12 protein-coding genes are annotated in these 15429 nt (G+C 64.1%); 11 read left to right on the plus strand and 1 reads right to left on the minus strand.

Features of this window, described 5'->3' with window-relative positions; genetic code table 11:
- Positions 1 to 15 precede the first annotated feature (15 nt).
- The 3 genes from MESCI2_RS0107530 to MESCI2_RS0107540 are packed head-to-tail and all read left to right on the plus strand — an operon-like array spanning position 16 to position 4607.
- Positions 16 to 270, plus strand: coding sequence for a hypothetical protein (locus MESCI2_RS0107530; protein ID WP_027036032.1), 255 nt, complete (start codon positions 16 to 18; stop codon positions 268 to 270).
- The gene (locus MESCI2_RS0107535; protein WP_027036033.1) at positions 264 to 3440 is read left to right on the plus strand and encodes an efflux RND transporter permease subunit; all 3177 of its coding nucleotides are present in this window, start codon (positions 264 to 266) and stop codon (positions 3438 to 3440) included. Before MESCI2_RS0107530 ends, MESCI2_RS0107535 begins: the two co-directional genes overlap by 7 nt.
- 15 nt (positions 3441 to 3455) lie before the next feature.
- Entirely contained in the window at positions 3456 to 4607 is a 1152-nt protein-coding gene (locus MESCI2_RS0107540; protein WP_027036034.1) for an efflux RND transporter periplasmic adaptor subunit, read from the plus strand.
- 9 nt (positions 4608 to 4616) lie between these two features.
- Here MESCI2_RS0107540 and MESCI2_RS0107545 read toward each other — a convergent pair whose 3' ends face one another.
- A complete protein-coding gene (locus MESCI2_RS0107545; RefSeq protein WP_027036035.1) occupies positions 4617 to 5561 on the minus strand; it encodes a LysR substrate-binding domain-containing protein in 945 nt (314 codons plus the stop codon).
- A gap of 103 nt (positions 5562 to 5664) precedes the next feature.
- Here MESCI2_RS0107545 and MESCI2_RS0107550 point away from each other — a divergent pair, with 103 nt between their 5' ends.
- From MESCI2_RS0107550 to MESCI2_RS0107585, 8 genes are all read left to right on the plus strand, one after another.
- On the plus strand, positions 5665 to 6453 hold the full coding sequence (locus MESCI2_RS0107550; RefSeq protein ID WP_027036036.1) for a HalD/BesD family halogenase: 789 nt from the start codon (positions 5665 to 5667) through the stop codon (positions 6451 to 6453).
- Positions 6454 to 6560: 107 nt separating this feature from the next.
- On the plus strand, positions 6561 to 7253 hold the full coding sequence (locus MESCI2_RS0107555; RefSeq protein ID WP_027036037.1) for a GntR family transcriptional regulator: 693 nt from the start codon (positions 6561 to 6563) through the stop codon (positions 7251 to 7253).
- Positions 7254 to 7288: 35 nt separating this feature from the next.
- Positions 7289 to 8395, plus strand: coding sequence for a mandelate racemase/muconate lactonizing enzyme family protein (locus MESCI2_RS0107560; RefSeq protein ID WP_027036038.1), 1107 nt, complete (start codon positions 7289 to 7291; stop codon positions 8393 to 8395).
- 1 nt (position 8396) lies between these two features.
- The gene (locus MESCI2_RS0107565) at positions 8397 to 9581 is read left to right on the plus strand and encodes a mandelate racemase/muconate lactonizing enzyme family protein (protein ID WP_027036039.1); all 1185 of its coding nucleotides are present in this window, start codon (positions 8397 to 8399) and stop codon (positions 9579 to 9581) included.
- Between the two features lie 244 nt (positions 9582 to 9825).
- Positions 9826 to 11490 carry an ABC transporter substrate-binding protein gene (locus tag MESCI2_RS0107570; protein ID WP_027036040.1) on the plus strand — a complete coding sequence of 555 codons (1665 nt, stop codon included), beginning with the start codon at positions 9826 to 9828 and terminating at the stop codon, positions 11488 to 11490.
- A gap of 71 nt (positions 11491 to 11561) precedes the next feature.
- Positions 11562 to 12515 carry an ABC transporter permease gene (locus MESCI2_RS0107575; RefSeq protein WP_027036041.1) on the plus strand — a complete coding sequence of 318 codons (954 nt, stop codon included), beginning with the start codon at positions 11562 to 11564 and terminating at the stop codon, positions 12513 to 12515.
- Positions 12512 to 13390 carry an ABC transporter permease gene (locus MESCI2_RS0107580; RefSeq protein WP_027036042.1) on the plus strand — a complete coding sequence of 293 codons (879 nt, stop codon included), beginning with the start codon at positions 12512 to 12514 and terminating at the stop codon, positions 13388 to 13390. Before MESCI2_RS0107575 ends, MESCI2_RS0107580 begins: the two co-directional genes overlap by 4 nt.
- On the plus strand, positions 13383 to 15413 hold the full coding sequence (locus tag MESCI2_RS0107585) for a dipeptide ABC transporter ATP-binding protein (RefSeq protein WP_027036043.1): 2031 nt from the start codon (positions 13383 to 13385) through the stop codon (positions 15411 to 15413). The genes MESCI2_RS0107580 and MESCI2_RS0107585 overlap by 8 nt, the downstream gene beginning before the upstream one ends.
- Positions 15414 to 15429: the final 16 nt, after the last annotated feature.

The raw sequence follows: 15429 nt of genomic DNA on the forward strand, positions 1-15429 counted from the left end.
GACAAGGAGCCGGCCATGCCACAGCGCCGCGATCTTACCATAGATGAGGCCGTCCGGGATCCGATGATCCGGCTGGTCATGAAAGCCGACGGCGTCGACCCGCGCGCCTTCGAGACGATGCTGCGCTCGCTCGCCGATGCGCAGCGCCACGAGGTGCCGTTGCTGCGTTCGCGGGACGGCCTCGGTGACAAGCCCGGCCAAAGGCTGTCCAGGGTTGCCAGCGCCTTCGGGCGGGCAAGAGCAGCCGGGGAGGCTTGCATCTCATGGTAAATTTCTTCATCCACCGTCCGATCTTCGCCTCGGCGATCGCCATCATCATGGTGCTCGCCGGGTCGATTTGTTATTTCCTGCTGCCCGTCTCGCAGTTTCCCGACATCACACCGCCGCAGGTCGTGGTCAGCGCCCATTATCCGGGCGCCAGCGCGCAAGTGGTGGCCGACACGGTGACGACGCCGCTGGAACAACAGATCAACGGCGTGCAAGGCATGACCTACATGTCGTCGACGAGCTCCAATGACGGCTCCTCGACCATCACCATCACCTTCGATGTCGGCTATTCGCTGAGCACCGCCGCCGTCGACGTCCAGAACCGCGTCTCGCAGGCGGCTTCGTCGCTGCCGGCGATCGTCAACCAGGGCGGCGTGACGATCAAGAAACAGAATCCGAACTTCGTCCTCATCGTCAACCTGACCTCGCCCGACGGTTCGGTCGATCCGGTAGCGCTGAGCAACCTTGCCTACCTGCAGGTCGTCGATCCGCTGAAGCGCCTGCCCGGCGTCGGCGATGTGCAGATCTTCGGCGAACGGCGCTATTCGATGCGCGTCTGGCTCGATCCCGACAAGCTCGCCAATCTCGGCATCACCGCCGTCGATGTGCAAAATGCCATCGCCGAACAGAACGTCCAGGTGGCGGCCGGCAAGATCGGCCAGTCGCCGGCACCCGCCGGCACCGCCTTCGAAATGCAGGTCAACGCCGTCGGCCGGTTGAGCGATCCCAAGGAATTCGGCGACATCGTCGTGCGCGCCAACACCGATACCGGCTCGCTGGTCAGGCTGCGCGACGTCGCCCGCATCGAGCTTGGCGCGCTGCAATATTCGTCGTCTGCCTTCTTCGGCAAGGACCCGACCGTGGTGCTTGCCGTCTACCAGATGCCTGGATCCAACGCGCTCGATCTGCAGCAACGCGTCAAGGACAAGATGCAGGAGCTGTCGGGCCGGTTCCCGAAGGGCGTCTCCTATGCGATGCACTACGACACGACGCGCTTCGTCTCGGCGTCGATGCATGACGTGCTGATCACGCTCGGCGAAGCGCTGGTGCTGGTCGTCGCCGTGGTGTTCCTCTTCCTGCAAAGCTGGCGCACGACGATCATCCCGACCATCGCCATTCCGGTGTCGCTGGTGGCGACGCTGGTCGTCATGGAGATGCTCGGCTTCTCGCTCAACATGCTCTCCCTGCTCGGCATGGTGCTGGCGATCGGCCTGGTCGTCGACGATGCCATCGTCGTGGTTGAAAATGTCGAACGACAGCTGGAGGCCGGGCTCAAGCCGCTTGCGGCGACCAAGGCCGCGATGCGCGAGGTCACCGGACCGATCATCGCCACCACCGCCGTGCTGATGGCGGTGTTCGTGCCGGTCGCCTTCATTCCCGGCGTCTCCGGCAAGCTCTACAACCAGTTCGCGCTGACGGTGGCGATTTCCGTCGGCATCTCGGCCTTCAACTCGCTGACGCTCAGTCCCGCGCTCAGTGCGGCCTTCCTGCGGCATCGCGGCGAGACGCAGTTCGCCCCGTTCCGCTGGTTCAACACCGGCTTCGACAGGCTGTCGCACGCCTACGCCAATGGCGTACGCATCCTCATCCGCTTGCGCTGGATCATGCTAGGCCTGTTCGCGGCCGGACTGGTCGCCACCTACTTCGTCTGGCAGCGCCTGCCCTCGACCTTCCTTCCGGTCGAGGACCAGGGCTATTTCTTCGTCGTCATCCAGTTGCCCGACGGCGCGTCGCTGGAACGCACCGACGCGGTGGCGCAGAAGGCGCGCGATATCCTGCAGGCGACGCCCGGCGTCGAGATCGTCGGCTCGATCAGCGGCCTGAACTTCCTGACCAGTGCGGCGCAGTCGAACTCGGCGGTCGAATTCGCCATCCTCAAACCCTGGGAAGAACGCGGCCCCGACCAGAGCGCGTCGAAGCTCGTCGCCGACGTGCGCGGCAAGCTGATGCAAATCCCGGAAGCCTTTGCGCTGAGCTTCGATCCGCCGTCGATACCGGGTATCGGCACCACGGGCGGCTTCGAATTCGTCGTCGAGGATCTCACCGGCCGCGGCAGTTCAGCCCTCAACGATGCCACGCAAGCCGTGATCGCCGAGGCGCGCAAGCAGCCGGAGATCAACCCGCAGCAGCTGTTCTCGCCGTTCTCGACCTCGACGCCGCAGTTCAACTACGACCTCGACCGCAGCAAGGCGAAACTCCTCGGCCTTAACCTGCCCGACGTCTTCAACACGCTGCAGATCTATCTCGGCTCGCTGTACGTGAATGACTTCAACCTGTTCGGCCGCACCTTCCGGGTGACCATCCAGGCCGACAAGGATGCACGTGCGGGTGCAGCCGACATTTCGCGGCTCTATGTGCGCAATGCCTCCGGCGGCATGGTGCCGCTCTCGACGCTGGGCAAACTCGTGCCCTTCGTCGGCCCCGAGACCGTGCCGCACTACAACAACAATGCCTCGGCCTCGATCAATGGCGGTGCCGCACCCGGCTTTTCCTCGGGCCAGGCGGTTGCCGCGATGGAACGGGCCGCCGCCACCGCACTGCCAAGGGATTTCGGTTTCGAATGGACCGGCATCACCTTCCAGGAGCTCAAGGCAGGATCGATCGCGTCCGTCGTCTTCGGCCTCGCCATCGTCTTCGTCTTCCTGATCCTGGCGATGCAGTATGAGAGCTGGGCGATGCCGTTCATGGTGCTGCTGGCGGTGCCACTGGCCCTGTTCGGCGCCTTCGTGGCCTTGTTGCTGCGTGGCATGCAGATCGACGTCTACTCGCAGATCGGTTTCGTCATGCTGATCGGCCTGGCGGCCAAGAACGCGATCCTGATCGTCGAGTTCGCAAGGCGACGGCGCGAGGAAGGCCTCAGCATCGTCGACGCGGCGATGGAGGCGGCACGGCTGAGGCTGCGGCCGATCCTGATGACGGCCTTCGCCTTCATCCTCGGCGTACTGCCGCTGATGTTTGCGACGGGTGCGGGCGCGGCAAGCCGGCAGTCGATCGGCACCACCGTATTCGGCGGCATGGTCGCGGCGACCATCCTGTCGCTGGTGTTCGTGCCGGTGTTCTACGCGGTCATCGAACAGCTGCGCGAACGCCGCGGCAATGACAAGCCCGCCTCTCAAGACAATGAACCAACGACTGAGCCCGCATTCCGTCCCCTGGCGGAAGCGGCCGAATAAGATTGGAGACTGATCATGCGTAAATGGAAAATCGCGTTGGGAACGGCTGTCGCGCTGGGAGCGATCTCGGTGGCCAGCGTCCATCTGCTCGACATGGGCAATCTCAGCCTCAATGCCGGCACGGCCGCGGCGACGCCTGCTCCGGCGGCATTCGTCATGCCGGTGCCGGTGGTCAGTGTCGTCAAGAAGACGATCCCGATCTACCTGGACTATGCCGCGCGGACGGAACCGATCCGCAGCATCACCTTGCAGGCCAGGATTCCTGGTTACCTGCAAGAGCAGACCGCTTCTGACGGCGTCGACGTCCGGCAAGGCGATCTTCTCTACAAGATCTCGCCTGACGACTTCCAGGCGGCTCTCGACCAGGCCAAGGCGCAAGTGCAGCGCGATACGGCGACGCTCGACTATGCCCGGTCCAATCTCGGCCGCGGCACCGAGCTTGCCAAGAGCGGCTACCTCGCCAAGGACGGCTTCGACCAGCGCACCAGCACCTTGCGCGAAGCACAGGCGTCGCTGGCGGTCAACCAGGCGGCGGTCCGCACGGCAGAGCTCAATCTGAGCTACGCTGAAATCCGGGCCCCGTTTGGCGGGCGCCTCGGCCGCAACCAGGCTTCGGTCGGAACGCTGGTCAGCGTTGCCGGCACGGTGCTCAACACGCTGGTGCAGCTCGACCCGATCTACGTCACCTTCAACCCGAGCGAGACGGATCTGGCCGAGATCGAGCAAGCCCGTGCCAACGGCCCGATCGAAGTGGAGGTCCTGCTCCCCGGCCAGACCGAGGCAAGCCAAAAGGGCGAGCTTACCTTCATCGACAATTCGGTCGACCGCTCGACCGGCACGATCACGGCGCGCGCGACAATCGGCAATGGCAAGTTCACGCTGCTGCCGGGCCAATATGTTCGTGTCCGGCTGCATGTGAGAGAGCAGGCCGACGCGCTGATGGTGCCGCAGACGGCGCTGGGCTCGAGCCAGCTCGGCAAATATCTCTATGTCGTCGGCAAGGGCAACACGGTCGACCAGCGGCTGGTTTCGCTCGGACCGACGAGCGGCGATCAGGTCGCCATCCTCAGCGGCGTCGCCGAGGGCGACCAGGTGATCACCGGCAATCTGCAGAAGATCGGACCAGGAGCGCCTGTATCGCCGATACCGGAAAAGCCGGCCACCTGAACACCCCCGTCAGGATCCGGCTTCAGCGCGGCGCCCCGGCCTTCCACAGGTCGCGGGCGCCGCTTTCATGAGCAGGTCCACCAGACTGGCGACATCGCTGCGGTTGGCCTTGGCTAGCGGCATGAACGCGCAATAGGGATGGCCGAGGCCCACCGAGACTGAGGAGAGCGCTATGAGCCGCCCGGCCTCCAGATCGGCGCGCGCCATGACCCGCTGGCCAAGGGCGATACCCAGACCCAGCCTTGCCGAGGCGATCGCCAGGCTGGACAGGCCGACGCGCCGCCCGTGCGACGGGTCGGGTGAGCGGCTGCCGCCGGAGGCCGCGAACCAGTCCGCCCAGGTTGGGTGCGAGGCATAGTTCGGTCCCCAATTGGTGTGGATGAACTGGCTCTCGTGCAAATCCTCCAGACTGGGATCGCCATTGCCGTGCCGGTGCCAGAATTCCGGTGCGCAGACCGGCAGGACGTCGTCATGGACGAGACGGACGAGTTTCAATCCGGGATAGTGATAGTCGCCATAGCTGATGCGCAGGTCGATGTTCTGGCGCATCAGGTCGACCGGATCGTCCTCGACCCGGACGTCGATCGCCATCTGCGGAAAGGCATCGAGAAGTACCGCCAGCCTCGGCGCCAACCACAGTTCGGCCAGCGAGAACGGCACGCTGACGACCAGACGCGGCCGGACTCCCCCCTCCAGCATGCGCTGGCCTATGGCGGCGATGTCGCCCAAAGCCTTCGCCGTCTGCGGATAGATGGCGTGGCCGGCGTCGGTGAGCGCGATGCGGTTGCCGCTGCGCACGAACAGCTGTTTGCCGAACCAGGTTTCGAGATTGCGGATCTGCTGGCTGACCGCCGCTGAGGACACGCCGAGTTCAGAGGCAGCCAAAGTGAAACTGCCGGCGCGGGCGGCGACTTCAAAAGCCTTGATCGCATTCAGCGGTGGCAACCGTTCCAAACCAGGCTCCATAAGTTTTTCTTGCTCAATCCTAATTATTTTCCGCGTTGAGAGAAAGATTTTTTTGCCTTCTCATAGGCTCGAAACCTTCGGAGCCATGACGATGAAAGACATCCTCGATCTCGACCGCTATCCGCTCGACCGCGAAGGCAGCGCCGCATGGCAGCGCCTTGTCGAACAATCCGTCGCCGCGCTCGAAGCCGACGGCATGTTCAATCTCGAAGGGTTTTTACGCCCCGGCATGGCTGAAAAAGCCGTGCGCGAGATCCAGCCGGTGATGGCCGCGCGATCGCATGTGCACAAGCGCATGCACAACATCTACTTCAAGCCCGACATTCCCGAGCTTGCACCCGACCATCCGGCGCTACGCAAGGTGGAGACCATCAGCCATACCGTCTGTGCCGACCAGATTCCGGGCAGCGTCGTGCTCGCCATCTATGAATACGAGCCGCTGCTGCGCTTCCTGGCCGCGACGATGGGCAAGACCAGGCTGCATGTCATGCAGGATCCGTTGGCGCGCACCAACGTCATGGCCTATCGCGCCGGCGAGGCGCTGAACTGGCATTTCGACCGTTCCGAATTCACGACGACGCTGCTGCTGCAGGCGGCGGAGCGTGGCGGCGACCTCGAATACCGCACCGATCTGAGGTCGGACGACAATCCCAATTATGACGGCGTCGCCAGATTGCTCGAAGGGCGCGACCCCGACGCAAGGATCCTGCGCATGAAGCCCGGCACGCTGAATGTCTTCCGCGGCAAGAACACCGCGCATCGCGTCACCACGGTCGAAGGCGAGCGCGAGCGCATGATCGCGGTGTTTTCATACTACGAGAAGCCCGGCGTGATGTTCAGCCCCGAGGAGCGCTTCGGCTTCTACGGCCGCGCCGCCTGAGACCGAAGAGGGCAATATGCCAGCGGCTCCAAGAATCCGAAGATGACCTCTTGTTAGATTGTCGACAATCTGCTTGTCTTGATTTCGGTTTCCTTGGGAGTGGCCGAATGGCGAAAGCGGATTTCAGTCCGATCGCGGACACGACGCGCCGCGCCGAGATCGTCGCGCTGCTGCGCCGCGCGATCCTGACCGGCCAGCTCGCACCCGGCCAGAAGCTCAACGAGCTGCGGATTTCCGAACAGATGCGCGTCAGCCGCGCGCCGCTGCGCGAGGCGATGCGCGAACTGGTGCAGGAAGGCATCCTGACCAGCATCCCCTATGCCGGCACCTTCGTCATCGAGGTCACGGCAAAGGACATCGACGATGCCTATTCGTTCAACAAGGTGATGGACGAGCTGGCCATCGAGCGGGCGTGGCCGCTGCGCGACCAGCGCTTCTTCGACGAGCTCGACCGGCGCCACGAAGCCGTGAAGCAGGCGACCCGCGCGTTGGACACGACACGCCAAATTGAAACCGCACTGCAACTGCATGGCCTGATCTACGAATGGGCCGACAATTCGGTGCTGCTGGAAACCTGGCAGCGGCTGACCAGCCGGCTGCAGATGTATTTTGCGCTCCACCAGCATGCCCGCAATGAGCCGGTGCCGGCCGAAGACGTTCACGAAACCTATGTGCGGTTGCTGAAGGGCAAGGACATGCGTGCAGCCCAGCGCCATGCCAGGGAGCACATCAATCTCGATTTCGAGGAGTTGCTTGCCTACGCGCGCGGCCTCGAACAACGCCCGTCGAGGGGCGCCTGACCCGTTCCCAACACCACAGACAGCGGACAAGACACGTGCAGATCCAAACCATCAAGGCCTACCATGTCGTGCAGCCCTTCGTGGACGGGCCATACCGCATGTCGAAGGGGCGCGAGGCCGACGCTTTCGACGCGGTGATCGTGTCCATTGCATCAGACAGCGGCATCACCGGCTGGGGCGAGATGGCGCCGCTCGGCAATTTTTACTCGGCCGCCTTCCCCGCCGGCGTTCGCGCCGGCGTGGTCGAGATCGCGCCGCATCTGATCGGCCGCGATCCGCGCGGGCTGGCCAGCATCGGGCGGCTGATGGACACGGTGTTCAAGGGCCATCCCTACATCAAGTCGGCGCTCGACATGGCCTGCTGGGATCTGGCGGCGCGCGCCGCCGACGTACCGCTGGTCACGCTGCTCGGCGGCAAGGAAAGCGACACCGCGGAACTCTACAAGGTCGTCACGCACGGCAGCGTCGACGCCATGGCCGCGCTGGCCAAGCGCATCGTCAAGGACGGCTTCCACCGGCTGCAGGTCAAGGTCGGCGGCAATGTGCATGACGATATCGAGCGTGTCACCGCGGTCGCCGCCTCGGTGCCGAAAGGCACGGTCATCTTCTGCGACGCCAATGCCGGCTGGACTCCCTATCAGGCGCGCCAGTTCGCCGACGCCACGCGCAGCATCGACTACACGTTCGAGCAGCCCTGCACGACGATCGATGAAAACATGTCGGTGCGCCGCATGCTCGACAAGCCGATGGTGCTCGACGAATCCGTCACCTCGCTCGAGGCGATGCTGGAAATCCATCGCCTGGGTGCGGCCGACGGGCTGACCCTGAAGATCTCGCGCCTTGGCGGGGTGACGAAGACGCGCCAGATCCGCGACGTTGCCGTCGACCTCGGCTTCATGATCACGGTCGAGGACACGGGCGGCGCCGAGATCGACACCGCGGCGATGGCGCATCTGTCGTTGTCGACGCCGGAAGAGCGCCGGCTGCATGCCATCGCCTTCCATGAATGGGTGACGGTGCGCACGGCGTCGAACAGGCCGCCGGTCACCGGCAGCCGCATGGGCATTCCAGACGGGCCGGGCCTCGGCATCGATGTCGTTCCAGACTTGCTGGGCAAGCCTTTCTTCGAAGTCGGGCGCTGAGATGAAAATCCTCGGGATCAAAGCCACGCCGATCAATCTGCGCCTCGAAGCACCCTATGCCTGGGTGTTCGGCGAACTCGACGGATTTTCGCCGACCATTGTCGAAGTCGAGACCGAGGATGGCTTGGTCGGCCTCGGCGAAGCGCCGACGCCGGCGGCGGCCACAATCATCAACGATGTCCTGGCGCCAAGGCTGGCCGGCCGCGATGCCTTCGACATCGCCGGCGCCGAACATGTCTGCCTGCCCTTTTGGACCGGCGTGCAGTCGATCAACGACCGTACCCGCATCATGGCTTTCGGCGCCATCGAGATGGCGTTGTGGGACCTGCGCGGCAAGGCGTGGAACCAGCCGCTCTACCAGTTGCTTGGCGGCGCCGTGCGCAAGGACATCCCGTTCACCGACTATTTTTCACTGCGCGGTAACGGACCAAAGGTGAAGGGCGAGACGACGCCCGAGGAAGTCGCCGACTATTGCATCGAATTGCACGAGACGCATGGAACGACCTTCTTCGAAGGCAAATTCTCGACCGAAGACCCGAAAGTCTCGCTCAGGATGGTCGAACTGATCCGTCGGAAACTCGGCGACGATGCGATGATCCGTATCGATTCCAACCAGGCCTATTCGCTCAGCACCGCGCGGCGGCTGGCACGCCCGCTGGAAGAATTGGGCGTGCGCAACTGGGAGGATCCAGTGGCGACCATCGAGGAGATGCGCGAGCTGCGGCGCCATTGCTCGATCCCGTTCTCGACCCATAACATCGACATTGCGCGCGCCATGGAAACCAAAGTGCCGGACGCGTTCGTCGGCAACCCGACGACGCATGGCGGCATCGGCCGCCTGCTGCGCTTCGTCGGCGCCTGCGAGCACGCCGGCATCGATTTCTGGTGCTACAGCGGCGACAGCGGCATCGGCAGTGCCGCCTATCTGCATCTGGGCGCGGCACTCGGCTGGATCAGGGAGCCCAACCAGTCGCTGTTTCGCATGCTGCCGATGGATGTCACCGAGGAAGGGCCGTTTTCGCCGAAGAACAATTTCGTGTGTGTTCCGGAAGGTCCCGGCCTTGGCGTCACCTTGTCGCGCGAAAACCTCGCTGCCTGTCACAGAGACTTTACCGAGAAAGGACCGTGCAACAAGTATCATGACCCGGCAAAACCCGGAACCTATCGCCGTTTGCCGCTGAACTAGATGACGGCAAGCGGCCAAGACCGACGGCCAGACACGAGAAGCCAACCACCGCGACTTCGACCGGGAAGGTTGGACAAAAACGATGGAAGCAGTGCAGCCAGCAATCCGGCGCGTCAACGCCACGACTGGATACCGGGCAAAACCGCATGCTAAGTTCCGGTCGACAAGCCTTCTGGCGGCCGGGAAATGGAGCAATCCACGAGATTTCGTCAACCATAAGAAATAGGGGAAAGGGTAAAAACCCATGAGCAAGAACTACACCATTCTCGACCTGATCCGGCGCAATCGCACGCCGCTTGAAAATCACCTGATCGACGGCCTCGTCGACGGTCGTGTCAGCCGCCGCGACTTCGTCCGTCACGGCAGCCTGCTCGGTCTGTCGCTGCCGCTGCTGGGCCGTATCGGCATGGCAGCCGGCCTTGGCGGCATGCCGACGCTGGCACGCGCCCAGGGCGCACCCGGCGCCACCATCCGTGTCGCCAGCAGCGTGCCGGCAGCAACGATCGACCCAGTCACTATTGCGGACGCCGGCGGCCTGCTGGTCATGCAGCAGGTTGCGGAATTCCTGTGCGTCGACGGCCCCGACCTCGTGCTGCAGCCGGCGCTGGCCGAAAGCTGGAAGCCGAACGACAATGGCACTGTTTGGACCTTCAAGCTGCGCAAGGGCGTAAAATTCCACAGCGGCGGCGAGATGAAGGCCGACGACGTCGTGGCCAGCATCGACCGCCTTGCCGACCCGGCCAACTCGTCCAATGCGCTGTCGGTGTTCACCGGCATCCTGCAGAGGGGGGCCTCCAAGAAGGTCGACGACTACACTGTGGAATTCCACCTCGATGCGCCGAACGGCAATTTCCCCTACATGCTGTCGTCCGACAACTACAACGCCGTCATCATCCCGGCGAGCTACAAGGGCGACTACGAAAAGAGCTTCGACGGCACCGGGCCGTTCAGGATCGAGAAATACACGGCAAAGGTCGGCGCATCCTTCGTCCGCAATGAGGACTATTGGGGGCCGAAGGCATTGCCCGAGCGCACCGAATTCACCTTCTTCACCGACATGCAGCCGCAGATCCTGGCGCTGCAGGGCGGACAGGTCGACATCATCAACCAGATGCCGGTGTTGGCCGGTGTCGCTCTGCTCAACGATCCGAACATCGACATCATCAGCCTGAAGTCGTCGGCCCATCAGCAACTGCACATGCGCTGCGATGAGGGTCCGTTGAAGGATGCACGCGTGCGCCGTGCCATTGCGCTCTGCCTCGATCGCGACAAGCTGGCCGCCGGCCTGATGAAGGGACGCTCCGCTCTGGGCAACGACAGCCCGTTCGCCGCCGTCTATCCTTCGACCGATACGAGCGTGCCGCAACGCAAGCAGGACATCGCCCAGGCCAAGCAACTCATGGAAGCAGCCGGGCTTGGCCAGGGCTTCAAGATAACCCTGACCACCGAACGCTACCTGGAAATCCCCGAATACGCCCAGCTCATCCAAAACTGGGTCAAGGAGATCGGTGTCCAACTCGACCTCAACATCCTCGACCAGAGCGGCTATTACGGAGACGCGGTGTTCGGCAAGTCGAACTGGCTGGATTCGGTGATGGGCATCACCGACTATGGTCACCGCGGCGTGCCGAACGTCTATCTCGCGGCACCGCTGAAGAGTGAAGGCACCTGGAACGCAGCACACTTCAAGAACAAGGACTATGACGCTCTGGCGACCAGCTACATCGCAGCCCTCGACCTTGAGGCGCAGAAGGCCGACGCCGGCAAGATCCAGAAGCTGCTGCTCGAGGAAACGCCTGTCATCTTCGGCTATTTCTACGACTATCTGACGGCGACGGCGAAGGGCGTGGCCGGCGTACAGCCGACCGCCATGTCGCAGCTGTTCCTCGACAAGGCATCGAAGGCCTGAGCGGAAAGGGAAAGCCAATCCTCTAACAGCCAGCTCCCGCGCGGGGGCTGGCTCCACAAGGAGTCCTAGCCATTCTCTCCTTCTTTGCCCGGCGTGTCTCGCTGTCGCTCGTCACGCTGTTCCTGCTCAGCATCATGGTGTTTCTGGGCGGCCAGGTGCTGCCCGGCAATGTCGGGCGCGCCATATTGGGCCCGTTCGCCGACCAGCGCGCGGTCGATGCGCTCAATCACACGCTCGGCGTCGATCGCCCGCTGCTAACGCAATACTGGAGCTGGATCTCCAACTTCGTCCAGGGCGACATGGGTACGTCCTACATCTTCCGCTCGCCGGTCGCGCCCTTCGTCATCGATGCGCTGGGCAACTCAATGAAGCTGGCGGCGGTCGCCTTCGTTCTGGTGGTGCCGATCGGCATCCTCGGCGGCGTCGTTGCAGCACTCAATCTCAACCGCCCGCTCGACCGCATCATCAGCCTCGGCGGCCTGTCGGTGACAGTGCTGCCGGAATTCGTCACCGGCATCATCCTGATCCTGATCTTTGGTGTGTGGCTGCGCTGGCTGCCGATCTCGGCCGCATGGCCGCGCGACGCCGGCTTCTTCACGCAGCTCTACTACCTGATCCTGCCCTCGCTGCCGTTGTTCCTGGTGCTGTTCGGCTACATCGCCCGCATGGCGCGCTCCGGCATGATCGAAGCGCTCGATTCCGACTACACGCGAACGGCAGTGCTCAAGGGCCTGCCCTGGCGCACGGTGATCTGGCGCCACGTGCTGCGCAACGCGCTGCTGCCGACCATCACCGTCATCGCGACACAGACCGGCTATCTCATCGGCGGCCTCGTCGTCATCGAAACGCTGTTTCGTTATCAGGGCATCGGCTCGCTGATCTTCACCGCGGCGCGCGGCAAGGATTTCCCGATGCTGGAATCGGGCATCCTCACCATCGGCATCGTCTATGCCGTGGCCACCCTTGTCGCCGACTTCCTCTATTCCGTGCTCAATCCGCGCATCCGGCTGGGGTCAGATCAATGAGCGCCGTCCAGACCAGTTCCCCCACTCCCGACGGCATGCGCCGGCGCGGCCCGCTGACGGAGGTCTTTTTCTCGCTGCTGCGCTCGCGAACATTCCTTGTCGGTTTCGCCATCGTGCTGTTCTGGGTTGCCTGCGCGCTGTTCGGCGAGCATTTCGCACCCTACGATCCGCTCGCCGACGACATCATCAATGCGCTGGCGCCGCCCTCTTCCGAACACTGGTTCGGCACCGACCAGATCGGCCGCGACGTCTTCTCGCGCGTTATCGTCGGTTCGCGCGACATCCTGACCGTCGCACCGCTGGCAACCTTGCTGGCGACCGTGGCCGGCACGGCGCTCGGCCTCGTCACCGGCTATTTTCGCGGCCTCGTCGACGATGTCGTCAGTCGCATCCTGGAAGCCTTCATGGCGATCCCGGTGGTCATCGTCGCGCTGCTGGCAATCGTGGCGCTCGGCACCTCGAAGACGACCGTCATCGTCGTCATCGGCTTGAGCTTCGCGCCGATCATCGCGCGCACAGTGCGCTCGGCGGTGCTGGCCGAGCGCGAACTCGACTATGTCGCCGCTGCACAGCTTCGGCATGAAAGTGCGCTGCATACGATGTTCGTCGAGATCCTGCCCAATGTCATCCCGCCGATCCTGGTCGAAACCACCGTGCGGCTCGGCTATGCCATTTTCGCCGTCGCCACCCTCTCCTTCATGGGCTTCGGCATCCAGCCGCCCTCGCCCGACTGGGGGCTGTCGATCTCCAACAATTACGGCATGATCGGCGGCGGCTTCTGGTGGACAGTGCTGTTCGACGCGCTGGCCATCGCTTCGCTGGTGATCGGCGTCAATCTGGCGGCCGACGGCGTTCACGGAGCGCTCAATGACTAGTTCCGCCAAGGCCGAAAACGCACTCGAACTCACCGATCTGTCGGTTGCCTACCGCGTCACCGGGCGCAATCGCGCCGTGCTGCGCAACCTCAGCCTCACCATCGGCCAGGGCGAAGCCTATGGGCTGGTCGGCGAATCCGGCTGCGGCAAATCCACCGTGGCGCTCACCGTCGTGCGCTATCTGCCGAGAAACGGCTCGATCACCGGCGGCGCGATCTCGCTCGATGGCCAGAACGTGATGAAGCTGGACGCCGAGGCGCTCAGGCGGGCGCGCGCGGAAAGCGTCTCCATGGTCTATCAGGACCCGGGCAAGGCGCTGAACCCATCGATCCGCGTCGGCCGTCAGCTGACCGAGATTTTTGAGCTCGGCGGCGTTTCGGGACAAGCGGCCACCGACCGGGCGATTGCGATGCTGAACCGCGTGCGCATCTCCGACCCCGTCAGCGTCATGCAGCGCTACCCGCATCAGCTTTCCGGCGGCATGCAGCAGCGCGTGGCGATCGCCATGGCGCTGGCCAACGATCCCTCGATGCTGATCCTCGACGAGCCGACCACCGGCCTCGATGCGACGGTGGAGGCCGAAGTGCTCGACCTCATCGCGCAGCTCAGGCAGGAACTGTCGGCCTCGATCCTGTTCATCAGCCACAACCTCGCCGTCGTTTCCAACATGTGCGACCGGGTCGGCGTGCTCTATGCCGGCATGCTGGTCGAGGAAGGACCAACGGAGGTCGTGTTCAACGATCCGCGCCACCCCTACACGGTGGCGCTGCTGCGCTGCCTGCCGCGCGGCGGCCAACGCAAGGATCAGGGGCGCCTCGACACCATTCCGGGTTTCCTGCCGGGCATCGGGGCCGACATCAAGGGCTGCGCCTTCGCCGACCGCTGCGCGCTCGCCGACGATCGCTGCCGCAGCGAATTGCCGCCGCTCTATGATCTGGGCGGCCGGCTGTCGCGCTGCTTCCATCACGACAAGGCGCAGGCGCTGCCGCGCGCGACGCCGAGCGATGTGGCGCCTGTCCCAAAGCCCGCGGCAGCACCGGTGCTGCGCGTCGCCGGGCTGAACAAGACCTATGCCAGCCATGGCCATGCACTGCGCGCCGTCAAGGATGTCTCGCTCGATTTGCGGCCCGGCGAGACGCTCGGGCTGGTCGGCGAATCCGGCAGCGGCAAGACGACCTTCGCCAGGCTGCTGCTCGGCCTGGTGCCGCCCGATGAAGGCGGCACCATCGAGCTGGAAGGCAAGGCGCTGGCGCCACGACTGGAGAACCGCAGCGACGACCAGATCAAGGCGATGCAGATCGTCTTCCAGAACCCGGATTCGGCTCTCAACCGCTCGCATTCGATTCGCCATCTGATCGGCCGGGCACTGAAGCGGCTGGCCGGCCTCTCCGGCAAGGCGCTGGAGGCTCGCCTCAACGATCTCGTCCACTCGGTCCGGCTCACCGACCGCCATCTTGCGGTCAAGCCGCGCCAGCTCTCCGGCGGCCTGAAGCAGCGCGTCGCCATCGCGCGTGCCTTCGCCGGCGATCCTCGCATCGTCGTCTGCGACGAGCCGACCTCGGCGCTCGACGTCTCGGTGCAGGCTGCCATCCTCAATCTGCTCGCCGACCTGCAGTCGAAGGAAGACGTCAGCTACATCTTCATCTCGCACGACCTAGCCGTGGTGCGTTACCTCTCCGACAAGATCGCCGTGCTCTATCTCGGCCGCATCATGGAGCTCGGGCCATCGGAAGACGTCTTTTCCGGACCGCATCACCCCTATACGGAAGCGCTTTTGTCGGCCGTGCCCAAACTCGACCAGACCGAGACGGCGCGTATTCGCCTCGACGGCGAAATCCCCAGCGCCACCAACCCGCCGTCAGGCTGCGTGTTCCACACGCGCTGCCCGCGCAAGATCGGCCCGATCTGCGAGCAGCAGGAGCCGCCACTCAGCGAAGCCCAGGCCGGCCATTCCATCCGCTGCCACATTCCTTACGCTGAACTGGCGAGGCTACAGAAAGCGGTCGTGGCCGAGCCGGCATAGCGCTCTCGCTCGCGTG

Origin of the sequence: Mesorhizobium ciceri WSM4083 (assembly GCF_000519305.1) — a bacterium.
GTDB classification, from domain to species: domain Bacteria; phylum Pseudomonadota; class Alphaproteobacteria; order Rhizobiales; family Rhizobiaceae; genus Mesorhizobium; species Mesorhizobium ciceri_B.